The following is a 23,221-nucleotide window of genomic DNA, read 5'->3' as shown; positions in this document are numbered from 1 at the left end:
TGACGCCATCCTTTCCATACTGAGTTGGTTGTTCTCTCTTTCAACTTACGACAGATATGTGCGGAATCCTCTTTATTCTGTCATTTTCCGTAGGTGAGTCTGCGCCAGATGCGCTCGAAAGGACCCTGCCTGAATTTCTGGAAATACAGATTTGCCAGGATGCACTGGATGGCGAAGATAGCCACTGCCATCCAAGTCCCGAGCGAAACCGAAACTTTCCCGTAATAGCCGAGGCCATAGGAGTAAAAGATGAGTGTCGCGATGATCGACTGGGTCAGGTAGACAGTCAGTGACATCCTGCCGGCGGAAGCGACCGGATGGAACACTTTCCGGACAAGTCCGGACTGCAGAAGCAGCAGGACCAGCCCCACATAACCTGCAGTCAGGATCGGACCCCCGAATGAATCCTGGACCACTTGTGTCGTATAACGCAAATCTGAAAAATATGGGAGTGCCTTGATAGTAAGCCCGATAACTGTGAATAGCACGGCCGGCAATATCCACTTTTTCCAATTATCCGATGCTTTCTCAATGAGCTTTGCCTTCCCTGCTGCAGCACCGAACATGAAAAGCGGCAGAATCATAAAGATGGCCATCGGAAGAGAAGCCGAATTCATAAACAGCCAATCAGCGGCGCGCTGTGCAGTTACTTCGCCAAACGACCCGCCGGCATAGGCCTCGATCGATCGGTTGATGTTGGTGATATCCGCATAGGCTCCCATCATGCCTTCCGGGTCCAGCTTTTCCACGAAGAAAGTCAGAAGCGCGAGCCCCGCCATCGGTACCACATAGACAACCGCACCGATGGCCGTCAGTGCCGCTGCGGGCAGACGGATCATCCACATGAAGATCAGGCCCATCAGTGCATAAGTGATCAGGATGTCGCCTGGCCAGATCAGGAAGGCGTGGATGATCCCGAACAGCAGGAGCACGCCCATCCTTTTGGCCGCAGTCGGAACAAACGGCTTTCCGAGACTTACGGCCTTTTCATACTGCATATTCATCCCATAGCCGAACAGCATCGCAAAAAGCGGGTAAAAGCTGCTCTGGAACAGAATATCCACCCACATATGGGAGACCTCATCGCTAAGCGACCGGAACCATGTGAACGGATCAATATAGACGAACGGTGTGTGGAAAAACAGCATATTCGCTACGAAAATGCCGAGCAGTGCAAATCCTCTCAAGTAATCCAGCGCCGCGATCCGTTCAGAAGACGCGGTCGGTTTCAGTGTCGGCAAAATGATCCCCCCGGATGGTCAGTACTCGTTCCCCGTCAAACAGGTAAAGGAGCTTCTCTTTGATTTTAATATTCAGGATTTCCCCGAGCGCGCGGGCATACAAGGACAGCTGGACGCCGTAGCGCTCAGTCATCGCGGCTTCGAGGGATGTTTCCGACCGGAACATGCCTGTCCTGTCGGTCTTATAGTCAAGCAGGACCCAGCCGTCCTTTTCACGGAAGATGCAGTCGGCAATCCCCTGCAGGATCTGATGGTCGCCGTCTCCCGCATCGAGTCCGTAAGTAAACGGCAGCTCTCGGCGGACATCCGCGGACTTCCGGATGCGTTCGTAAAGCGGGGTCCCGAAAAATCGGGCGACAGCGGCTGCATCCACTTCCCGCGCCTCTTCATCCGTGATGAGTTCCCGTCGGATGAGTTCGGTGATCAAGTTCTGCACATCCCGGACAGTCTGCGGACCGGAGAGGTCGATATGCTGCATGATCGTGTGCATTGCCGTCCCGATCTCGGCGGCCGTGAGCGTCCTCTCCTGCATGAACTCCGGACGGTCATGCATATACATCGGCCTGATTTCATCCGAACGTGACATGAACGGGTCCGGCTCTTCCGCGTTTTCCAGCAGCCACATCCGCTTTACCTCACTGACTGACTGCTTTGAACGCTTGCGCACAGAAGCCACATGCGGGTAAGAGGCATTAAACCGGCCTAGCACCTCCGCTTCCGTGCGGCCTGCCTGTTCCTCCTCCAACCGGTGGACTTCTTCCGTTGCCCCTGCAGCCGGCCCGTACTCGGCAGAAAGATCTGAAGGTGCCAGGAACTCGATGGTCCAGGAAGAGCGGTCATCGATCAGATTCCCGCCCGGAACCACGCCATAAGGGGCAAATGCCCGGTGACGCGCCACGGCGGGCCCGATCCAGTCCAGATATCCCGCTGCGCGTGATCGGATGTATTCCGGAAGCCGTTCGCCGCCGGAAAGCTGCCCTTCCTGCCACTTCATGACGGCCGATTCAGGATCCTTTACGGAACCGATCAGGTGCAGGGCTTCTTTGGCGCGGGTCATGGCCACATAGAGGACCCGCATTTCTTCTGCCCGCATTTCCAGTTCTTTTTTCTCCCTGATAGCAAGAAACGGCAGCGATGTGTACTGGATCCGGTTGTCCGGATCCACCGCCTTGACCGCGAGACCAAAGTGCTGGTCGAACAGATACGGCTGGTTAAAGTCCATCTTGTTGAACTGCCGTCCCACTCCCGCGACAAACACATGCGGAAACTCCAGCCCCTTGGACGCATGGATCGTCATGATCCGCACGACGTCGTCCTGTTCGCCTACCGCTTTGGCGGTTCCCATATCATCACCGCGGCGTCTCATCCTGTCGATGAAGCGGAGGAATCGGAACAGCCCCCGGAATGACGTCCGCTCGTACTGGATCGCCCTGTCGTGCAGGGCGCGCAAGTTGGCCTGGCGCTGCTTGCCGTTCGGCATGGCGCCGGCCATCTCGTAGTAGTGGGTATCCAGGTACACCTGCCAGATCAGGTCTGCGAGGGACCCCCTTCGTGCCAGGTCACGCCATTCCTCAAAGTGGACATAGAACCGGCGGATCTTTTCTTCCGTTCCAGCCGGAATTCCCGCTGATACACCGTTCCGTACATACTGTTTGAGCGCCTCATAGAAAGGCTCGTCGGGTGCGGCCAGGCGAATTTTCGCAAGCTCATTTTCGCCAAGCCCGATAAACGGTGCACGAAGCACGGAGGCGAACGGGATATCCTGATATGGATTGTCGATGACCTTGAGCGTGTTCAGCATGATCATCACTTCGATGGCATCAAAATAGCCGCCGGACGTTTCGGCATATACAGGAATTCCCGCGAGCTTCAGTTCTTCCGCAATCTCACCGGACCAGGTCATCGAACGCATCAGGATGACAAAATCCCGGTAACGGAGCGGGCGTTTGCTTCCTGTCCATGGATCGGTCACTTCGGAACCGGATTCCATGAGCTGCCGGATCTCCCGGATGATCGCCCGCGCTTCCAGCCTTGGCTGCTTCAGCTCTTCATCCTGCTCTGAAGCCTCTGTCCCGTCCTCTTCCTCTTCTCCATGGAGGATTGTGAGGGAGGCTGCCCTGCCCTCGCCCGGGTAAGGCGCTCCGGGCTTGAGTGCCGCGGCTTCATCATAGTCGATCTCCCCGACACGTGCGCCCATGATCTGTCGGAACACATAGTTTGTTGCATCAAGCACTTCGCTCCGGCTGCGGAAATTGGCATTCAGGTCAATTTTCATGCCCGTGCCATCCGCCTCTCCGTTGAAACTGAGGTATTTCCTGAGAAACAGCATCGGCTCGGCAAGGCGGAAGCGGTAGATCGACTGCTTCACATCACCAACCATGAACAGGTTGCCGTCCTCGCTTCTTCCGCTTTTGACGAGCGAGATGATCGTCTCCTGAAGGCGGTTTGTATCCTGATACTCATCGACGAGCACTTCCCGGAAACGTTCCCGGAAGTCATTCGCGATCCCTGAAGGCACGAGCCGGCCGTCCTGCTCTTCGGACAGGATGGCGAGCGCCAGGTGCTCCAGGTCGGAAAAGTCGACGATTCCCCTGTTCTTTTTCACATCGGTATACCGCTCGCCAAACCGGATTGTAAGGCCGACCAGCGTATCCATCATCGGTGCCATCAGCCGCATCTCTTCCAGGAGACGGGCAGGCGTCCGGACGAAATAGGCTTCCTTAAGGCCGTTGACCAGTTTCTTGATATCATTGCGCTTTTTCTTTGCGCGTTCCGCCAGCTCTTCGTCGCAGCTGTCTTTGCGGATAGTGCCGGCCTTGGCCCATTTAAGTGCGGAAAAGGCATGATACGCCTCTTCCCATGTGCCGCCTTCCATGATACGGAGCAGCGAGCCGATGACGGCACCGTCTTCTTCCGCTGTCGCCGCGAGTGGTGCAGGACCATCCGGCAGGCGGGCGATGCGTCCCACTTCAGCCGCCATCGACGCCGCCTCTTCAAGCTGATGGCTGATCGCTTCCTTGAGCGGACCGATAAACGGCAGGCTGTCAATGTCCGCATCCTGTGCAAGATGGTATTGCCGCGGGATGTCCCGCAACCAGTCCTCCGGTTTCGGATGGACACGAGAATAGTCGTACAGCTTGTCAATCAGCACTTCGATGGCCTGGTCGTCCCTGTCGGATGTAAAGCTATCGGCAAGCCGATAGACCGGCTCCGGATTTTCCGATCCGTATGCTTCCTCGAGTACGCGCCCGACCACATCGTCCCGCAGCAGGGCCGCCTCCGCGGTATCCGCGATGCGGAAGCCCGGATCAATGTCCAGCACATAAGCATACTGGCGGACGACGTTCATACAGAAAGAGTGGAGCGTCGAAATCTGGGCTTTGTTTAAAAGGCTGAGCTGACGACGGAGACGCGAGGAAGACGGATTTTTCACGATTGCCTCTTCAAGGGCAGTCGCCATCCTATGGCGCATTTCCGCCGCTGCCGCATTCGTAAACGTAACGACAAGCAGTTCATCAACATCAACCGGATCGTCAGGATCGGTCACCTTGCCGATCAGCCGGTTGATGAGGACCGCCGTCTTGCCCGAACCGGCCGCAGCCGATACGAGAAGATCACTGCCCGAAGCATGGATGGCCCGCCATTGGGCATCCGTCCACGTTGCATCAGCGGGTTTCGCCGGAATCTTCATCTTCCCGCACCTCCTTTTCCATCAGTTTGATCGACTCTTCGGGAGTCAGCTGCCGCAGCGCCTGATAGCGCTGGGCAGGGTCTGCAGGATCGAACTGGCAGACCGAGCGATACGCGCACGTCTGGCACGGCATCCGGTCCTTCATCCGATACGGGAGCACACGGGTGTCGCCGTCAATCATGGAATCGCCCGCCTGCCTGTGCTTGCGGCGGACGTATGAGCGCATGAGTGACAGGCTTTCGGGTCCGAGAACTTTGGACGCTTTCGAAAACGTGCCGTTTTTGTTCATGCGGACCGGCAGTGTATCGGAAGAGCCGTCCAAGCTTTTGTCCATTTCAAGCACGACATCCGGATTGTCCAAAACATACCCTTTCATCCGGTAGGACTTCATCGCCTGGGCTTCGATCTCCGCCTCCTCCAGCACACCGGAGTCCGCTCGGAGCATCGGGTTGTGGACATGCATGTATAGGACACCGGCAGGCAAAGCCTCCCTTCCGAACCACTCATCAGAATTCAGGAGCGCGACGTCCAGATAAGTCAGCATCTGAAGAGACAGGCCGTAGTACACTTCCGCGAGGTCCAATGCCCTGGCCGATGACTTGTAGTCAACCACCCGGATAAACGGTTTGCCGTCCACTTCCGCGGCATCCACCCGGTCAATCCTTCCTCTCAGCTGCATCGTTCTGCCCCGTTTAAGGGGGACACGCAGAGGGGGGAATTTCTCCCCAGGGCCGAATGCCGCCTCGATGGCAACCGGATTGAACCCGGAATGCTTTGCCTGGCCGGCTAGCCCAAGCAGAGTTCTCTGGATGATGCGTGTGATTTTCCTCTGGATATAGGCATACCTGCTTGAACTCAGCAGGATCTGATTAAAGAAGTACGGGCTGATCGACTCCACGGCATCCCTTGCGAGCGTCAGGCATTCTGTCCGGCTAAGGGAGCCCCATGGCCTGTCCAGCCTGCCGGTCTCATCGGAGATCCACTTCAGCGCGGCATGGAACAGGTCGCCGAGGGCCGGCGGGTCCAGCGTGAACTCGCCGCGCTCGCGCAGTTTCAGCCCGAAGCTGGCGTAATGCTGGAACGGGCAGCTGAAATACGACTCCACGCGCGATACGCTTGAGCCGATTTCCTCTCCGTAGAGTGATGACGTGACGGCCGGCTCCAGCCGCTCCGTTTCCCTTTTCCGGGTGGGGCGGAACACTTTGCCGAAAATCATCGACCAGTACGGATCGTTCCGGTAGAAACCAATGGCCGTCTGCCACGGAGCGGAAAGGTTTCCGTCACTTTCCGCATGACGGAGCTGGGCGGATGCGTATTGGAGCGTCGCCCTTGGGTGGCTGATGTACTCTTTCCAGCTTTCCTCCTCAGGCAGGCCCGAGGGGTCATTGAGCACATCCGACTCCGCGGCATCCGGCAGGACCTGCAGGATTCGCTTCAGATAAAGCGAAGGAATCAGCGCCTTCCCTTCCGGATCTGAGGCCGGATAAGAAATAAACAGTTTTGAGGAAGCGGTCGTGAATGCGCGGTATGCCATGTACATCTCATCCATGAGACGCATCTTCGTGGTCGGTGCCAGTTCAAAACCGATCTCCATGAACCATTCCCGCTCGCGGTCTGACAGGAGGCCTTCCTGGTCGATGCGCTTCGGGAATACGCCATCATTGACGCCGATGATAAAGACCGCCTCCATGTCCATCAGCCTCGAGATGTCGACGGTCGTCACGGTCACCTGATCGATCGAAGGGGGGATGCGGGCAAACTCGAGCGTGTCGAATCCTTCATCCAGGATGCGGATGAACTCTGCAAGCGGACGCTCCCGGTCGCCGAACATAAGGACAAACTGATCCAGCACTTCAATCCAGGAATTCCAGGCCTGATCGTGCTCTGCCGCCTCAAACAGCCGGCCGGCCTCTTCTTCCCTCTTTCTCAGATCGACGATCTTGTCAAATACATGGAGTTCCTCCATAAATGTAAAGAGCGTTGTCGCAATGTCACGGCCCGTTCGTCCACGGCGCAGACGCGCTTCCAGATTGGCGAGCGGTTCCCTGATGGCATCCCGGATCAGGTGGATGTCTTCCTGCATCGCCAGTTCCTCGTCTGTCTGCATGTTGCGGTGGAACTCCAGGCCGCGGTAGCGTTTTACCTGCCACCGCTTTTCATCGAACCATCGCTCCCCGCGGATGCCGTTTGCCAGCACGAAATTTTCAAGGCGGTCCGCCCGGTCCCGCCATTCCGACGGGTCTGCCCCGTGCGGGAAAAACAGGTCGGTCTTGACTGCCCGGAAGATGTCTTCATATTCCCAGCCCTCCGCCACCGCCTCCAGCACCGAACGGCTGAACTCGATAAGCGGATGGTGGAGCATCGGCTTTTTCCGGCTGATGAAGACGGGAACGTCATAGAGCGGAAACACCGTCTCGATCAGATCATCGTAAACCTCCGGCTGCCGGTACAGGATCGCCATGTCCCGGTAGCGCATTCCTGACATCATCAGTAGCCGGATCCTTCTGGCCACAGCGTGGACTTCCGCCCGGGCATCCGCCGCCCGGATCAGCTCCACATCGCCTTCGGCAGAGGCGGTCGGTGCCGGATACCGGTCAAACGCCCCTTCCAGATGGGCCAATGCCTTGCTTCTAAAGCGCCGCGGTGTTCCGAGGTGGAACCCCTCTTCCATCTCCACCGCATTCCGCTTGGCGGCATCCATCAGCCGGGCGGCACTTCCCTGCGCATTAAAAAACAGCTGTGAACCTGTCGGCGCGCCATATGGATCTTCCATGGGCAGAACGACAGTCACTCGCTTGGCATGCATCATGAGCGCTTCCACGATTTCCAGTTCGCGTGTCGTGAATGTTACAAAGCCGTCCACATACACCTCCGCATCTTTCACCAGTTCGGAATGCCGGATCTGGGAAGCGAGGAGCGCCAGATAACCTTCACTGTCTACGTAGGCGGTACCAAGCCGCTCCTCAATCTTGCTCATGAGCAGCTCGAGGTCATCGGCCTTGTCCAGCAGTGCCCTCGGCGCCCCGGCTTGCTCCAGCTCACTGTGCATATCGGTCATCTTCGTGCAGTCAAGGCAATAACGGCTGAATTCTTTCAGAAGCTCTTCCAGCTGCTCCGTGAACCCGCGCTTATCGGCAGCCTGGCGGAATAGCTTGAACTCTTCACGGTTTTCCGCGAGCAGGCTTCGGATCAGCATCCGATAGCCGAAGCCGTTCACTTCCGTCCGGGTGATTCCGCCCGTCTCCTGAAGGATTCTCCAGGCCAGGCGCTTGAAGGTTGCCACTTGGGCCCGGATCGTGCCCTTCAGCCCGAACTCGGTCGACAGGCTTTTCTCCATGGAGAAAGACATCTGGTCCGGTACAACGACAAAAATCGGCGAACCGAGCGGATTCTCCTGCAGCTTTCCGGCGATCTCTTTCCGGATCATCGTGGTTTTTCCTGAACCGGCACGGCCGGTAATCAGCCTGAATGACATCTGCAGCCACCCCTTTCTATTTGGTCATTACAGTATAATAGAAGAAATAAAAACGAACAAACGTTCCTTTCATATGTAATCACAGCGGGGCGTTGCGGTCATCCGATCAGCTTTCCTTTTCGCGTGACTCTTCTTCCCCTGCTGCTGTCTGCTCTTCCTGAATGGACCTAAAGTCATTTTCCACCCGCTTTTCCAGCCATTTTTCGAGTTGCTTTCCGCCCAGCCACAGCAGGAAAATGACGATTGCGACCACTGCGGTACGTCCCGGCTGCGTGATCAGCGAGCGCAGATCATGCCCGATAAAGCTGGCGATGCCGATCATCACGAACTTTCCGGCCATCAGGGTGAACAAATACACCTTCTTCTTCAGATTGGAGAGCCCCGCGACAAGGTTCACAAGCGAAGACGGAGTGAACGGGAAGCAGAGCAATACGAATAACGGCCCGAAGCTGTTGCGCTCCACCCACTGGATCAGTTTCCGGACACGCTCACTTTTCGTAAGGAACCTGAACACCCTCGCATCCCCGTATTTCCGGATGAGGAGAAATACAGTGTATGACCCTGCGACTGTTCCGCCCCAACTGATCAGAAAGCCGAAAAAGAAACCGTACGCATTGGCATTCGCAAGGACAAACACGAAAAGAGGCAGAAATGGGAGAAATGCCTCGATAAACGGCAGCAGAAAGCCCAACAGCGGCCCCAGCGCACGATATTGTGATGTCAGTTCAAACAAGGTGTCAAGATCCAGCCAATTCTCCATGTCCTACCCCCGACTTGATTTCATGTGTCATTTCCCTTATTTTACGCTATTCATGCAACTCTACAAAATGAGGCGTCCACCGAGAAATGTTTGTAGTATAATTCTTATTATAATCATGCAAGAAAGATGTGATTTCATGCAACGAGAAAGCCTTTCCGCCGGTCTTAAAGCGGGATTGACCATCGCAATCGGTTACTTCCCGGTGGCGCTGACGTTCGGTCTGCTCGCCAAGACAACCGGTCTTTCCCTGATCGAGACGGTGGCCATGAGCATCTTCGTCTTTGCCGGAGCTGCCCAATACATATCCCTCAGTCTGATTGCAGCCAAAGTGGACCCCATTCTGATTGTACTGAACACGTTCATCGTGAACATCCGCCATTTCCTTATGACGGCTTCGCTCAATGAAAAGATGCAGCCTGATGCCAGATGGAAAAAAGCGGTCTACGCCTTCGGCATCACCGATGAAACCTTTTCCGTGATCTCCACGACCGGCGATGGCCGTGTCCGGACTTCCTATGCCGCAGGTGTCATCATCCTTTCCTATGCAAGCTGGGTCATCTTTAGCGGAATCGGGCATATGATCGGAGCCAACCTGCCGCTTTTCCTGCAGGCAGCGATGTCAATCGCGCTTTACGCCATGTTTGTCGCGCTTCTTATCCCTTCTCTGAAGGGAAACAGGAAAGTCGTCCTGCTCGCACTGACAGCGGCCGCGATGAACGGCTTCTTTTTCTGGTCAGGACTGCTTTCGACCGGCTGGGCGATCATGGTGTCGACGCTCGCTTCCGCGATTTTTGTTGAAATTCTCTACACGCGCCGTGGCAATGTGATCCGCCGCGCCGTAGAGCGAAAGGAGGGAGCATGATGGGTAACTGGTACTGGTGGATGCTCTTGGGCATGGCGGTCGTGACTTACCTGCCGCGTGCCATTCCGCTCACCTTCCTGGAAGGGAAGGAACTGCCGCCGGCCGTATCCGGCGTGCTTCGCAACATTCCTTATGCCGTACTGGGCGCACTGATCTTTCCGGCTATCCTGTACGCCCAGCCCGATGATCTCCTGTTTGGTGTAATCGGGCTCGCTTCCGCCGCGCTCATTGCCTGGTGGGGCGGAGGAGTCATGGGCACTGTCCTTGGCACCATTGCCATCCTCGCGGTATACAGCCTGCTTGCCGGCTGATTAATAGCCGATATCATAAAAACGACCTGGCGCACTTTTGCGCCAGGTCGTTTTTATGATGGATCCCGGTCCCCATGTTTCGCTCGTTCACGCATCCTGCCGGCAATATAGAAACCGGCAGTCAGCGAGAGTGCATCAATCGCGTACAGCAGCCACGTATGCGTGTAACCCGCATAAACGGATGCCGCAATCAGGGACACGGTCAGAATCAGTCCGACGACATGATGATAGGTGACCCGTGTGAACAGGACCACCAGAGCCGCCGGCAGGAAAAGCGCTAGGATAATTTTTAGTGCGTATGATTCCACGGATCGCTCCCCCTCTCCTGCGAATGAACGGTCAGCGTACGACAAGCAGGCCCATCCGGTGATGATCATGACGGAAAATGACATGCTGGCAGAGCCGCAGCTCCCCTTCCATATTGAGCACCTCGACACGGCAGTGCGCCGCATTGACCTGGATGGCTTCGTACAATTCCCGTTCATCCGTCACGGTGACACCGTTCACCTTCCGGATGGTCTCACCCGGAAGGATCCCCATCTTGTCGGCAGGAGATCCCGGCAGCACAGCCGCCACGACGACGCCGTCGCTCCTCGGCGCCACTGCGAAGTTACCCTTGTTTTCACGCACGGCGGCCATGATGGTGATCACCATCCGCACAATAAATCCGATTGCAAGGACTGCCCAAGCGGCGAGAGGCTCCCATAGTCCAAGAAATGCGGCTGCCGTGACACCGAGTCCGGTGACAAAGACCGCCTTGCCGTACCGTCCGTATACCTGTCCGGGCAGAAGGTGCTTGGCCGTATGCTCAAAGCCGATCACTGCCGGGATAAGGATCAGATAGTAGGAAGTTCCGCCGAGCGTGAACTGCGGCCAGTATGGAAGCATTTCTTCCAATGGGCCGCCAGGAACGGCGAAAAGCAGCGGCAACAGCCAGAGGCGCTTTGTCCGATAGGCCGCCCCCTGCAGGCCGCGGCCCGTTTTCAGGAGCAGCGGGGACGAATCCCGCGCCGCATACTTGCGGATCAGGAGACCTTCTGCAGCAGTCAGCAGGCCGGCAATCGCCGTGATGGTGACCGCCTCCTCACCTGAAACTCCCGCATAGGTCCAGCCGATGACCGGCCAGTCCGTCGGAATATCGTATCGGCCAATCAGCCAGTAGGCAAGGACCGCGAGCCCTGCAGCATAGACCGGTGCCCCCGCATGATAGCGGAAAAGCAATACGGCTGCCAGCATGAACCCGCAGAACAGTACAATCCAGCCCTTGGGCACAGCAAGCCCCGCTCCTGCAATGACGAACGACAGTACAAGCGCGATCAGCCACGATTCCTTCAGCAACCGTCGGAATTCGGTCAGGCCTTCGTCCACCCTCACCCGGAAGTTCCGGCGTTCACGCCGAACCCTTGTATAACCAAGCAGTACCGAGAACAACAAAATCATATAGAGCAGCGGGTTCATGAAAAACCTTCCCGCGGCTTGCAGCAATTCAAACAAGATTTCCTGGAACATCAGACGTCACCATCCCCGGTTCTAGACAACAAACTTCATTCACTTCATTCTATCAAACCCGGGGAGGGATGAGAATGCTTTTAGTTGCCGGACTTTATTACATGTTTCATATAGCTGACGGCAAGCTGCAGCTGATCGTCATTTTTCTCTTCAGCCTTGTATTCGATCACTTTGGCGCGCAGTGCCCGGAAAAAGGCATCATCCATCGCACCGCCCGGTTCCAGTTTTTCATTGTCACGGAAGCGCTCGACCGCTTTTAATGTCGTCTCATCATAGTAACCGTCTTCACGCGTCACATCGTAGCCAAGTGCCGCAAGCACCCGCTGGGCGTAGCCTACGTCTTCCCCATAGTCTCCGGGCTGGAAGCTGCCCTCGACAGGCATGACCGGCAGACCGTACAGCGGCTGCTGTTCGGATTCGAGGTCCGGCTTGATGCCCTTGCCGTGAATCCACTCTCCTGACGGGGTCAGCCACTTATGTGTCGATAGCTTCACTTCACCGCCGTTCGAAAGCGGCCAGGTCTCCTGCACGGTCCCTTTTCCAAAGCTGACTGTCCCGATGATGAACGCACGCCCGTTGCCCTGGAGCGCTCCGCTCAGCACCTCGCTTGCAGAGGCACTGCCCTTGTCCTGGATCAGCACAGTTTTCATGCCGCGCATTGCCTTGCCGTACTCATCGTCCTTCGGAGCCTCGGAGCGGACCGGTTCCTTTACGCCTTCCGCGTTTTGCATAAATGCGAAGACCGTCCCTTCCCGGAGCAGGCTGCCCGCTATCCGCGATACACTGTGAAGATACCCGCCCGGATTGCCGCGCACATCAATGATCAGGCCGTCCGCCCCCTGGCCGATCAGTTTCTTCGTATGGGTTTCCCACTCACCAGCCGTTTCTTCGCCAAACATCGAAATGGAAACAATGCCGATCTGGTAGCCGTCTTTCTTGACCAAGCGACTGCTTACTGTCTTGACCGGTATCGCACTGCGCTTCATCGTCACTTCCAGGTGCCTGTCCTCATCAGGCCGGAATATCGTCATGGCGACATCAGTTCCTTCTTTTCCTTTGATCAGGGAAAGCAGTTCCTTCATCGTTTTCCCGTCCACACGCTCTCCGTCTACACGGACGATTTCATCGTATGGGAGAATGCCGGCTTTTTCTGCAGGGGAGTTTCGGACCGGCGCCACGATGATGAACCGCCCTCTGGATTCCGCGATTTCCGCCCCGATCCCGACACGCTCGTCCGACAGTGATTCCTGATGGGCAGCCGCTTCCTCTTCCGTCATGTATGTACTGTACGGATCATTCAGCACATCTGCCATACCTCTGACGGCCCCTTCTACCAGGTCTTTTCCGCCGACACGGTGGACGGCCTTTTCCAAAATCAGCTCATACGCCTCATCGATCGGTTTCTTCTCGCTGACAGGTTCCGCCGACTCCCCTTTTCCGCTCTGGACGAAGTAGAAGATTCCGCCGGCAGCAGCGCAGACCGCCACGAAAAGCAAAAATCGGCTCATGCGCACGTTGCATCCCTCCTCCGTCCAAGTGTATGAACAGATCGGGAAGCATACGACACGCTTGGCCGATTTTTATATCAGGAATCAGGGGATCACTCAGTCGACACTTGCAGTCAGGTCCCTCATCATCTCTTCATCCATCGGCCCCCTGACCACATGGCGGATAATGCCGGATGTATCGATGATGTAAGTGGTCGGGATCGTGATGACCCGGTATGCATCCATCTGCTCCCCGTCCATATCCAGCGGAATCGGGAAGGTAAGACCAAACTCGTCAACGAATGACTGGATGTTTTCCATCACCTTGTCCTTGTCCCCTCGCTCGGATGTGGAAAGGTTCACGGCGATTACACGGACTCCGGCTTTTTCTGCCTCCTGCTCATGGAAATCCTGCATATGCGGCATTTCCGCACGGCATGGGCCGCACCATGATGCCCAGAAATTCAGGATCACTTTCTCCCCCCGCAGGTCCGACAGCTTTAGTTTTCCGCCGTCCAGTGTCCCGAGGGTGAAATCGGGAGCGGACTCTCCCTTGGCGATCCCTTCTTGGACTTCCGCATCCCCCTCTGCTCCCGCCTGGACTTCCTCTGATTGGGCGAGCTCACGCTCAAGCTGCTTTTTCTGCCCGCTGAGGCCGTCATCCGCTGTGTTTTTCAGCATGATGCCAATCATCGCCGCAATGATAGCCAGGGCAATGATGGAACCGAACCATTTTTTATTCATTCTTTACGCCTCCAACCAGCCGATTGTAATGATAAACACTAAAAATAAGAGTTGAAACAAATGACAGACCGCCGAATCCGTCAGGCTGTACGGCAGCTGCCATCAGGTGGGCAGCCGGAAAAATCACCGTCAGCTGTTTTTGCCATAGATGCGTGCTGTCCGCCCTGAAAAGCGTCAGCAAAAGCAGCGGGCCGAACAGCACGAATGTCACCGTTTCCGCCAGGATGCCGTTGTCATTCAAGAACACCATCATCATCTGATAGACGCTCTGGACAGCCACTGCACCGGTCAGGATCGCGGGCGATGCGGCCAGGCCTTTGCGCCAGAGGAAATATAGGGCCGCGAGAAGACCAGCCAGTGCGCCTATCATACCGCCATTGTAATAAAGAAGAGACAGTGGTGCTTTCAGGAAGCTTCCGAAATCAGTCAGCACGTAGCTTCCCTTCCAGAACAGTACAAAGTAAAATGCTGCATCCGCGTATAGTCCGGCCGGACGGTTTCCGTACCGGAACCGGATAAGGACATAGGCGACAACGAGCGCGGCAAGCACCGACAGATGGGATGACGGCACAGATAATTTAAAGATGGTGATAACTTCGGTCACTTGCATCAACTACGCCTCCGGCCGGGTATGATCAACTTTAAGAGTAGAGGATGGACGTGCAGTCCGTCCATCCTCCAGCATGCAAGCAGATAAGAATCTTGTCCATTCTATGACAACAAAAAAGAAAAATCCCGCCTCTTGCGAAGCGGGATTCACATTTCTTTTATAGCGGTACGTAGCGCATCGGATTGACCGGGTTACCGTACGTTCCGATATGCACTTCAAAGTGAAGGTGCGGTCCGCTGGAGCGTCCCGTCGAACCCATCCGACCGATCATCTGGCCTTTGCTGACCTGCGCACCTTTGCTTGTGTTGATGGAAGAAAGGTGGCCGTATACCGTGGTCATCGTCTGACCGTTCACGGAATGGGTGATCATGATGTAGTTCCCGAGCGTCCTGTGGCTGCCTGTGGAGGAAACGATGCCGTTTCCTGCCGCAACGATCGGTGTGCCCGTTGCATTGGCGATGTCCACCCCGGCGTGGTTGGACGATGCCCAGCTCAGGTTACGGTAGCCGAACGTGGATGTGATCCGTCCGGAAGCAGGTCGTGTCCAAGTGCCGCCCGATACAGCCGGAGCCGGTGCGCTCGTGTAGCCCACAGAACTGCCGGAAGATGATGCGGCAGCCTTACGGTTCGACTCCGCCTGTTTCGATGCTGCAGCCGCTGCGGCCTGCTTGCGTGCTTCCGCTTCTTTGCGCTTGCGCTCTTCTTCAGCCTTGCGGGCGATTTCGGCCAGGCGTTCTTGCTCTGCAACAATCTGCTGGGTAAGCTCCGAACTCATTTCATGAGCCTCGGAATATTCGGCCTGCAGGCTGGACTGTTCTTTCTCCAGGCGCTGCTGCTCTGCTTCAAGCTGGCTGATGAGCCCGTCCAGTTCTTGCTTCTGGCGGTCGAGCTCTGCTTTTGCCGCTTCAAGCTTTTTCTTGTTTTCTTCCTGGCTGGCAAGCTTGTCCTCGACCTGTTTTTTCTGGTCTTCAAGCGTTGCTTTGTCCGCCTTTTGTTCAGCGATGATCTGACGATCCGCTTCCCTCAGCGTGTTGACCGCCGATACCCGGTCGATAAAGTCGGAGAAGCTGCTTGCCCCTAGAAGGACATCGATATAGCTCGTGGAGCCGCCGGTGACCTGCATGGCGCGGATCCGGTCACGAAGGAGTGCATCCCGGTCGGCAATTTTCTGTTCGAGCTCTTTGATGGAGGCACGGAGCGCTTCGATCTCGGCTTTGGTCACCTCGATCTCTTGCTCGAGCTGGGCGATTTCGTTTTGCTTCGTCTCAATCTTCCCGTGCAGGTCCTTGATCTGGGCAAGAAGCTTGTCCATCTTCTCGGAGTTTGCCTTGATGTTGGAGGCTTTCTCCTGGATACCCCTGTTCAGCTCGTTTTTCTTTTGTTCGATTTGTTGTTGCTGATTCTGAAGATCATTGAGCTTGCTGGCCGACACGCCGGTCGTGCCGAGCCCAAAGCTCAGTGCCATCGTGGCGGCCACGGTGGCAATCAGTGGCTTCGACTGCTTCAACTTTTCATTTCCCCTTTCAGGACACTGCGTTTCTATCTGTCTGATCTTGCTGTCATTTGTGTTTTATACTTTCAGGAACTTGCGTACCGACATGAAGCTTCCCCAAATACCGATAAAGATGCCCATGAAGAACAGGAGGCCGCTCACGATATAAAGGAACGGAACAGGAGGCAGGATTTGGATCATCTCGCCACGGAGCCTCGGCTCAGCATAGTCATAGAATTCGATATAACCGAAGACGACGGCCAGGATAGGAATAATGGATCCGAGGATGCCCATCCAGATTCCCTCGAGAACGAACGGAATCCTTACGAAGCTGTTCGACGCGCCGACCAGCTTCATGATGCCGATTTCGTTCTTTCTTGCCACGATCGTGATGCGGATCGTGTTTGAGATGAGGAACATTGCCGTGAACAGCAGGGCAAGAATGAGGACCAGCCCGGCGGTCCGGCCGAAGTTCAGGAAGTCAAACAGTTTTTCGACTTTCCCTTCCCCGTAGACCACCTCATAGGTATTCGGGTACTCATCGATGGTCTGTGCGACTTTGGCGGTCTGCTGCGGGTTCGCCGCCTTGACATAGAAGGCCTCTCGGAGCGGGTTGCTCTGTTCATAAAGCTTCAGGTCATCCCCGAAATCACTGATCATCTGCTCCAGCTCTTGGTCACGGGTCGAATAAATGACTTCCGCAACCCCCGGCGTTTCCCTGATCTGGTCTTCGAGTGCCGTTGTCGAAGCCTCATCAGCAGCAAGTTCAACGTATACTTTCATTTCCACATCATGTTCAAGATCATCGGCGACCTTGTTCAGGTTCAGCATGATGGCCACGAACACGCCGACAAGAAGGAGCGTGACCGTGACCGCGCTGACGGAGGCAAAGGTCATCCAGCCATTTCGGCCGAGGGTCTTGAAACTTTCACGGAAGTGGCGGCGGATGGTTCTAAATTTCATAGCCGTAAACCCCTTCCGCTTCGTCACGGACGATCAGTCCGCCCTCAATGGCGATAACCCGGTGCCTGATCCGGTTGACGATATCTTTGTTGTGGGTCGCCATGACAATGGTCGTGCCCAATTGTTCGTTGATGTCCTTAAATACATTCATGATGCCCCAGGATGTTTCCGGGTCCAGGTTACCGGTCGGTTCATCAGCGATGACGACCTTAGGCTGATTGACGATCGACCGCGCGATGGATACCCGTTGCTGTTCGCCTCCGGAAAGTTCAGTCGGAAGCATCCGTGACTTTGATTTTAAGCCGACCAGATCAAGCACTTCGGTTACCCGGTCGCGGATCGAATCTGCGGGTGCTTCAATGACTTCCATTGCGAAAGCGACATTTTCATAGACTGTCAGCTTCGGCAGCAGTTTAAAGTCCTGGAAGACAACACCGATTTTTCTCCGGACGAACGGGACCTCCCTGTTTTTCAGTGTGACCAGGTTGGTCCCGTCGACATATATTTCTCCAGATGTCGGTTTTTCCTCACGGTACATCATTTTGATGAAAGTCGATTTACCCGCGCCGCTTGGTCCGACGACATAAACGAACTCTCCCGGCGCTATTTTGACATTCAGTCCGTTCGCTGCTACGACACCATTTGCATATTTCTTATAAACGTCTTTCATGTTAATCATTAAAAAATCACCTTACGCCCTATATCGGGGCTAAAATTTTCCGGCACGCTCATTATAACACTATAAAACTCGTATTTTATTACAAGTATATTTCATTTTGACTACAGAAAACGTTGGTATATCTGGATTCTTGTCGCTTGACAATGAAGGGTGGAGTGAAAAGTCCTGTAATTATCGGAGGATTAAGAGGATTCAGGAGGAGCTATAATAATCAGATTTATAACAAAAAAAAGACCGTCTCCCGGAATTGGGACCGGGAAAACGGCTGGATATTATTTCTTTTCAGAAAGCCATTGGGCGACTGCATCCAATTCTTCGCCTTCAACAAGTCCGCCAGGCATGGCGCCTTTACCATTTTCGATGATGTCACGGATCTCATCTTCGGACATGCGGGATCCGACATCATTCAGTGCAGGGAAGTTCCCCTGACCTTCAAGGTTTTCACCGTGGCAGGAAATACATTTTTGTTGGACAACCTTTTCAGCATCTACGCCGGATGCGCTTTCGCCTGCAGATTCTTCCGTCGCTGCGTCGTCATTGCCGGTATCGGCAGCGTCATCTGCCGTGTCATCCCCGCCGCCGCATGCGCCAAGAATGAGTGCGGAGCCGAACAGCATCGCCAAGAGTTTCTTTTTCATTCTCTGATCCCTCCAGTTTCGACATGTGTTCCCCATTAGTATACCAAACCGTCCTGATTTCAAACATGAAACGCCGGATCTGCAGTGGTTTTCGTGACGAAGGTATGAAGTCCGGAGGAAATAATTGTGTTTTTATAGATCGATTGGGCATAAGAATGACTTCCTTTTAGGCAGGTGTATGCTCCCTTTTACGAAAAAAATAAAAACAGTCGGAACCGGCACGTAAGCTGTGTCGGTTCCGACTAATTTATTCTTAGGAGATGCGGGAGCGCAGGTAAGCATTGATGAACAGGTCGATGTCACCGTCCATCACATTCTGGACGTTGCCAGTTTCCGTATCTGTGCGGTGGTCTTTGACCATCGAGTATGGGTGGAACACATAGGAACGGATCTGGCTTCCCCAGCCGATTTCCTTTTGTTCGCCACGGATTTCAAGCAATTCTTTTTCCTGTTCCTCGATTTTCAGCTGATAGAGTTTTGCCTTCAGAAGTTTCATCGCCTGATCGCGGTTTTTGATCTGGGAACGTTCGGACTGGCATGTGACGACCGTATTCGTCGGCAAGTGCGTGATCCGGACGGCGGAGTCCGTCGTATTGACGTGCTGTCCGCCCGCTCCACTCGAGCGGTACGTGTCGATTTTCAGGTCTTCCGTACGGATATCCAGCTCGATTTCGTTGTCGAACTCCGGCATGACCTCGCACGAAACAAATGAAGTATGGCGGCGGCCGGACGAATCGAACGGAGAAATCCGGACAAGCCGGTGTACGCCCTTTTCAGCTTTCAGGTAGCCATAGGCATTGTGTCCCTTGATGCTGATCGTGACCGACTTGACGCCCGCCTCATCACCGGCCAGGTAATCTAGGGTCTCCACCTTGAAGCCGCGCTTTTCTCCCCAGCGGGTATACATGCGGAGCAGCATCGAAGCCCAATCCTGGGATTCCGTGCCGCCCGCGCCCGAGTGCAACTCGAGAATGGCATTGTTTTTGTCGTGTTCCTCGCTTAGCAGCATGCCAAGCTCGAACGCCTCAAGGTCGCTGCTGAACGACTTGAGCTCATCCGAAAGTTCGGCATGCAGATCCGGATCGTCTTCTTCCCGGAGCAGTTCCAGAGTCATTTCGAGATTTTCCTGGTTTTCCTCGAGACGCCGGTATTCGTTCACGACATCCTTCAGGCCATTTGCCTCGGAGATGACTTTCTGGGCTTCATCCTGGTCATCCCAGAAACCCGGTTCGAGCATCCGCTCGTCGAGTTCCTGGATCCTTGCCTCTTTGTTTTCTAAGTCAAAGAGACCCCCTGAAGCCCGCCAGTTTCCCGGCTGTAGTGTCTAGCTGATTTCTTGCGTCTGCAAGTTCCATCATATTAGTTTCCTCCTGTAATTCGGACTGTGTTCAGTTCATGCGGGCACGCGGCACAACGCCCGGGCATCACTCGGTGGTGCCGTGGCAGTTCTTGAATTTCTTTCCGCTGCCGCAAGGGCACGGGTCGTTGCGGCCGACGATCACTTTTCTGCGTATCGGCTTCTTTTTCACTTCGCCGCCGCCCTCTTTCGGGTTGACGGCCTCGCCTTTGGCGACTTCCTCCCGCTGGAGATTCTGGCGGATTTCCGCCTTCATCGCATACTTGGCGACGTCGTCACGGACGGCATCGACCATTTCTTCGAACATCCTGAAGCCTTCGCTCTGGTATTCGCGAAGGGGGTCGTTTTGTCCGTAAGCCCGCAAGTGGATCCCCTGGCGCAGCTGATCCATCGCATCGATGTGGTCGATCCACTTGGAATCGATTGAGCGGAGCAGGACGACTTTCTCGAATTCCCGCATCCGTTCCGGTGTCATTTCTTCTTCTTTTTCGTCATAGCGTTTTTGGACCTCGTCTTTGATCATGTCCATGATCTCGGACTGTGATTTGCCTTCCATGGCGGAAACGGTCAAAGTGCCTTCAGGAAGAAGATTTGCAGCCAGGAAGTCTTCCAGGGCTTTCAGGTTCCAGTTTTCGCTGTTTTCTTCAGCAGTATACGCCGGGACCACACGCTCGATGACGTCTTGGATCATCGATTCGACAAGTCCCCTCATATTGTCGGTTTCAAGGACATCATTCCGCTCTTTGTAGATGATCTCACGCTGCTGGCGCAGGACATCGTCATACTGGAGCAGGCGCTTACGCGCATCGAAGTTGTTGCCCTCTACCCGTTTTTGGGCAGATTCAACCGCACGTGAGACCATCTTCGACTGGATCGGCTGGTTGTCGTCCATGCCGAGTCGGGACATCATGTTTTTCATGTTGTCGGAGCCGAAGCGTCGCATCAGGTCATCTTCCAGTGACAGATAGAACTGGGTGATGCCCGGATCTCCCTGACGGCCGGAACGACCGCGGAGCTGATTATCGATCCGGCGTGATTCGTGCCGCTCCGTACCGATGACTGCAAGGCCTCCGGCATCACGGACGCCTTCGCCGAGCTTGATGTCGGTTCCCCGGCCGGCCATGTTTGTCGCGATCGTGACCGCGCCGCGCTTGCCGGCTTCCGTGATGATTTCGGCTTCCCGTTCGTGGTTTTTCGCGTTCAGCACGTTGTGGGGAATCCCGTATTTGCGAAGATAAGCGGATATGATTTCCGACGTCTCGATCGCAACTGTGCCGACCAGGACGGGCTGGCCCTTTTCGTGCCGTTCCTTGATCTCTTCCGCAACTGCCTTGTACTTTCCTTCGGTTGTCGCATAGATCAGGTCGGGACGGTCGTCCCGGAGGATTGGCTTGTTTGTCGGGATGACAATGACGTTCATGTTATAGATGTTGCGGAATTCCTCTTCCTCCGTCTTGGCCGTACCGGTCATCCCGGACAGCTTATCGTACATCCGGAAGAAGTTCTGGAACGTGATCGTCGCCATCGTCATCGATTCGTTCTGGATTTCAAGGGCTTCCTTCGCTTCGATCGCCTGATGCAGGCCATCGCTGTAGCGGCGGCCTTTCATGAGACGCCCGGTGAACGAGTCTACAATGACGACCTTGCCTTCCTCTACGACATAATCGACATCCTTGTGCATGCTCGCATGCGCCTTAAGCGACTGGTTGATCGCATGGTTCAGGCGCACGTGTGTCAGGTCGAAAAGGTTGTCGATCTGGAAGGCTTTTTCCGCCTTCTCAATTCCGGATTCTGTAAGCGAGACGCCTTTGGTCTGCTCATCATACGAATAGTCTTCTTCCTTTTTGAGCGTGCGGACAAATGCGTTGGTCTGGATATAGAGCATCGCGTTTTTCTCGGCCTGGCCGGAGATGATCAGCGGTGTCCTTGCCTCATCGATCAGAATGGAGTCGACTTCATCGATAACCGCATAATGGAGCGGCCGCTGTACACGCTCTTCCTTGTAGAGCACCATGTTGTCGCGCAGGTAATCGAAGCCAAGCTCGTTATTCGTGCTGTACGTAATATCCGCCTGATAAGCCTCACGCTTCTCATCCTTGTCCATGCTGTTCAGGTTCAGGCCGACAGAAAGTCCGAGAAACTCGTAGATCTGTCCCATTTCGGCTGCGTCACGGCTGGCGAGGTATTCGTTCACCGTGACGACGTGCGCGCCCTTGCCTTCCAGCGCGTTCAGGTAAATGGCCATGGTCGAGGTGAGGGTCTTCCCTTCACCGGTCTTCATTTCTGCAATGTTTCCGTCATGCAGTGCCGCAGCCCCCATGATCTGGACGCGGAACGGGAACATGCCGGTGACACGCCGAGCCGCTTCCCGGACAACGGCGAACGCCTCCGGCTGGATCTTATCAAGCGACTCGCCGGATGCGATCCGGCTTCGGAATTCTTCTGTTTTCGCCTGAAGTTCGGCATCAGAGAGCCCTTCCATTTCAGATGCACGGGCTTCAACAGTATCAGCAATCTTTTCCAGCTTTTTGACATCCCGCTTATTAGGGTCGAACATCTTATTTAAAACGCCTAGCATGTCGTCACTTCCTAACTAGTCTCAAAGTTCATTTTACCACCCGCCATGCACGCCTTGCAAACATACGGAAATTGGTCGGCAGCTGAAAGAAAGCAGTTTTCTGCAGATTTAGCGGTGGCTTGCGGCCGGGCGGGAGCTTCCCGGCCTTGGACATCAACAAATAAGGCCCGCCTCCCAGGGCGGGCCTTGCAGGTTGCGGCAGTTACTCGACCTCGGTTTCGATGAGGCCGTATTTTCCGTCTTTCCGCTTATATACGATGTTTGTGCCGTCCGAATCGGCATCTGTGAAGATGTAGAACGAGTGTCCCAGCATATTCATCTGGAGTATGGCCTCTTCCTGGTCCATCGGCTTCAGGTTGAACTGCTTGGTGCGGACAACCTCGAATTCATTTTCGTTATCCTCCTGTGCGGCGGCCGTCTCGTTTTCTTCCGCCACCGCCGCAAAGTAAGATGCCACGCCTTCCCGCTCGCGGAACTTGCGGTTTACCCTTGTTTTATATTTCCGGATCTGCCGCTCCAGCTTATCGGAGATCAGATCGATTGCCGCATACAGATCGGAGTTCCGCTCTTCCGCCCGGAGGGTCAGGTTCTTCATCGGGATCGTCACTTCGACCTTTGTCTGACGGTCATTGTACACCTTCATGTTCACATGGGCCGTCGCGTTCACCTCATCCGTAAAATAGCGCTCGAGTTTCTGGATTTTCTTCTCCGTATACTCACGGATGGCAGGTGTGACCTCGATGTTCTCCCCGCGGATATTGAAATTCAACATATGAACTCCTCCTTTGTCAGGCTATATATGTTCTATTCTTCATCTTCCCTCG

General features: G+C 55.1%; 18 protein-coding genes. 2 read left to right on the top strand and 16 right to left on the bottom strand.

The window, feature by feature from the left end; genetic code table 11:
* Window positions 1-80 precede the first annotated feature (80 nt).
* The 4 genes from AC6CHQ_RS01600 to AC6CHQ_RS01585 form a co-directional block, all read right to left on the bottom strand.
* Window positions 81-1,241, bottom strand: a complete 1,161-nt coding sequence (locus AC6CHQ_RS01600) for a DUF418 domain-containing protein (RefSeq protein ID WP_251239734.1) — start codon at window positions 1,239-1,241, stop codon at window positions 81-83.
* A complete protein-coding gene (gene addA, locus AC6CHQ_RS01595; protein WP_498080634.1) occupies window positions 1,210-4,932 on the bottom strand; it encodes a helicase-exonuclease AddAB subunit AddA in 3,723 nt (1,240 codons plus the stop codon). The genes AC6CHQ_RS01600 and addA overlap by 32 nt, the downstream gene beginning before the upstream one ends.
* On the bottom strand, window positions 4,907-8,407 hold the full coding sequence (addB, locus tag AC6CHQ_RS01590) for a helicase-exonuclease AddAB subunit AddB (RefSeq protein ID WP_498080633.1): 3,501 nt from the start codon (window positions 8,405-8,407) through the stop codon (window positions 4,907-4,909). The genes addA and addB overlap by 26 nt, the downstream gene beginning before the upstream one ends.
* Before the next feature lie 106 nt (window positions 8,408-8,513).
* Entirely contained in the window at window positions 8,514-9,167 is a 654-nt protein-coding gene (locus AC6CHQ_RS01585) for a TVP38/TMEM64 family protein (protein WP_498080632.1), read from the bottom strand.
* A gap of 136 nt (window positions 9,168-9,303) precedes the next feature.
* Here AC6CHQ_RS01585 and AC6CHQ_RS01580 point away from each other — a divergent pair, with 136 nt between their 5' ends.
* Together AC6CHQ_RS01580 and AC6CHQ_RS01575 are read left to right on the top strand one after the other, a co-directional pair.
* Window positions 9,304-10,029, top strand: coding sequence for an AzlC family ABC transporter permease (locus AC6CHQ_RS01580; protein ID WP_498080631.1), 726 nt, complete (start codon window positions 9,304-9,306; stop codon window positions 10,027-10,029).
* Window positions 10,029-10,340: an AzlD domain-containing protein gene (locus AC6CHQ_RS01575; protein WP_092054212.1), complete on the top strand. Its 312-nt coding sequence runs from the start codon at window positions 10,029-10,031 to the stop codon at window positions 10,338-10,340. The genes AC6CHQ_RS01580 and AC6CHQ_RS01575 overlap by 1 nt, the downstream gene beginning before the upstream one ends.
* Before the next feature lie 53 nt (window positions 10,341-10,393).
* On the opposite strand, the gene AC6CHQ_RS01570 is transcribed toward AC6CHQ_RS01575, so the two are convergent.
* From AC6CHQ_RS01570 to hpf, 12 genes are all read right to left on the bottom strand, one after another.
* Window positions 10,394-10,648: a CsbA family protein gene (locus AC6CHQ_RS01570; RefSeq protein ID WP_498080630.1), complete on the bottom strand. Its 255-nt coding sequence runs from the start codon at window positions 10,646-10,648 to the stop codon at window positions 10,394-10,396.
* Window positions 10,649-10,679: 31 nt separating this feature from the next.
* Entirely contained in the window at window positions 10,680-11,798 is a 1,119-nt protein-coding gene (locus tag AC6CHQ_RS01565) for a PDZ domain-containing protein (protein ID WP_498080629.1), read from the bottom strand.
* 131 nt (window positions 11,799-11,929) lie between these two features.
* Window positions 11,930-13,357: a S41 family peptidase gene (locus AC6CHQ_RS01560; protein ID WP_251239764.1), complete on the bottom strand. Its 1,428-nt coding sequence runs from the start codon at window positions 13,355-13,357 to the stop codon at window positions 11,930-11,932.
* 96 nt (window positions 13,358-13,453) lie between these two features.
* Window positions 13,454-14,080, bottom strand: coding sequence for a redoxin domain-containing protein (locus AC6CHQ_RS01555; RefSeq protein WP_251239726.1), 627 nt, complete (start codon window positions 14,078-14,080; stop codon window positions 13,454-13,456).
* The gene (locus AC6CHQ_RS01550; protein WP_251239725.1) at window positions 14,073-14,690 is read right to left on the bottom strand and encodes a hypothetical protein; all 618 of its coding nucleotides are present in this window, start codon (window positions 14,688-14,690) and stop codon (window positions 14,073-14,075) included. Before AC6CHQ_RS01550 ends, AC6CHQ_RS01555 begins: the two co-directional genes overlap by 8 nt.
* Before the next feature lie 157 nt (window positions 14,691-14,847).
* On the bottom strand, window positions 14,848-16,197 hold the full coding sequence (locus AC6CHQ_RS01545) for a murein hydrolase activator EnvC family protein (protein WP_251239724.1): 1,350 nt from the start codon (window positions 16,195-16,197) through the stop codon (window positions 14,848-14,850).
* 63 nt (window positions 16,198-16,260) lie between these two features.
* A complete protein-coding gene (ftsX, locus tag AC6CHQ_RS01540; RefSeq protein WP_251239723.1) occupies window positions 16,261-17,145 on the bottom strand; it encodes a permease-like cell division protein FtsX in 885 nt (294 codons plus the stop codon).
* A complete protein-coding gene (ftsE, locus tag AC6CHQ_RS01535; RefSeq protein ID WP_251239722.1) occupies window positions 17,135-17,824 on the bottom strand; it encodes a cell division ATP-binding protein FtsE in 690 nt (229 codons plus the stop codon). The genes ftsX and ftsE overlap by 11 nt, the downstream gene beginning before the upstream one ends.
* A 272-nt stretch (window positions 17,825-18,096) precedes the next feature.
* Entirely contained in the window at window positions 18,097-18,462 is a 366-nt protein-coding gene (gene cccB / locus AC6CHQ_RS01530) for a cytochrome c551 (protein ID WP_251239721.1), read from the bottom strand.
* 253 nt (window positions 18,463-18,715) lie between these two features.
* A protein-coding gene (prfB, locus tag AC6CHQ_RS01525) for a peptide chain release factor 2 (RefSeq protein ID WP_251239763.1) occupies window positions 18,716-19,817 on the bottom strand; the annotation gives its coding sequence in 2 pieces (ribosomal slippage) (window positions 18,716-19,744 and window positions 19,746-19,817; 1,101 coding nt in all).
* Window positions 19,818-19,886: 69 nt separating this feature from the next.
* Complete coding sequence (gene secA / locus AC6CHQ_RS01520; RefSeq protein ID WP_498080628.1) at window positions 19,887-22,397, bottom strand: preprotein translocase subunit SecA; 2,511 nt, start codon at window positions 22,395-22,397, stop codon at window positions 19,887-19,889.
* A 202-nt stretch (window positions 22,398-22,599) separates the two neighbouring features.
* Window positions 22,600-23,169: a ribosome hibernation-promoting factor, HPF/YfiA family gene (gene hpf / locus AC6CHQ_RS01515; RefSeq protein ID WP_092054252.1), complete on the bottom strand. Its 570-nt coding sequence runs from the start codon at window positions 23,167-23,169 to the stop codon at window positions 22,600-22,602.
* Window positions 23,170-23,221: the final 52 nt, after the last annotated feature.

This window comes from Bhargavaea sp. GQ12, from assembly GCF_059758705.1.
The sequence above is the reverse complement of the archived record's forward strand: the minus strand, read 5'-3'. Positions and strand labels throughout refer to the sequence as shown.

Coding starts and splice junctions, on each gene's coding strand:
- addA (WP_498080634.1), bottom strand. CDS start 4,932: ATGAAGATTCCGGCGAAACCCGCTGATGCAACGTGGACGGATGCCCAA.
- addB (WP_498080633.1), bottom strand. CDS start 8,407: ATGTCATTCAGGCTGATTACCGGCCGTGCCGGTTCAGGAAAAACCACG.
- AC6CHQ_RS01585 (WP_498080632.1), bottom strand. CDS start 9,167: ATGGAGAATTGGCTGGATCTTGACACCTTGTTTGAACTGACATCACAA.
- AC6CHQ_RS01580 (WP_498080631.1), top strand. CDS start 9,304: ATGCAACGAGAAAGCCTTTCCGCCGGTCTTAAAGCGGGATTGACCATC.
- AC6CHQ_RS01575 (WP_092054212.1), top strand. CDS start 10,029: ATGGGTAACTGGTACTGGTGGATGCTCTTGGGCATGGCGGTCGTGACT.
- AC6CHQ_RS01565 (WP_498080629.1), bottom strand. CDS start 11,798: ATGAACCCGCTGCTCTATATGATTTTGTTGTTCTCGGTACTGCTTGGT.
- AC6CHQ_RS01560 (WP_251239764.1), bottom strand. CDS start 13,357: ATGAGCCGATTTTTGCTTTTCGTGGCGGTCTGCGCTGCTGCCGGCGGA.
- AC6CHQ_RS01555 (WP_251239726.1), bottom strand. CDS start 14,080: ATGAATAAAAAATGGTTCGGTTCCATCATTGCCCTGGCTATCATTGCG.
- AC6CHQ_RS01550 (WP_251239725.1), bottom strand. CDS start 14,690: ATGCAAGTGACCGAAGTTATCACCATCTTTAAATTATCTGTGCCGTCA.
- ftsX (WP_251239723.1), bottom strand. CDS start 17,145: ATGAAATTTAGAACCATCCGCCGCCACTTCCGTGAAAGTTTCAAGACC.
- ftsE (WP_251239722.1), bottom strand. CDS start 17,824: ATGATTAACATGAAAGACGTTTATAAGAAATATGCAAATGGTGTCGTA.
- cccB (WP_251239721.1), bottom strand. CDS start 18,462: ATGAAAAAGAAACTCTTGGCGATGCTGTTCGGCTCCGCACTCATTCTT.
- secA (WP_498080628.1), bottom strand. CDS start 22,397: ATGCTAGGCGTTTTAAATAAGATGTTCGACCCTAATAAGCGGGATGTC.
- hpf (WP_092054252.1), bottom strand. CDS start 23,169: ATGTTGAATTTCAATATCCGCGGGGAGAACATCGAGGTCACACCTGCC.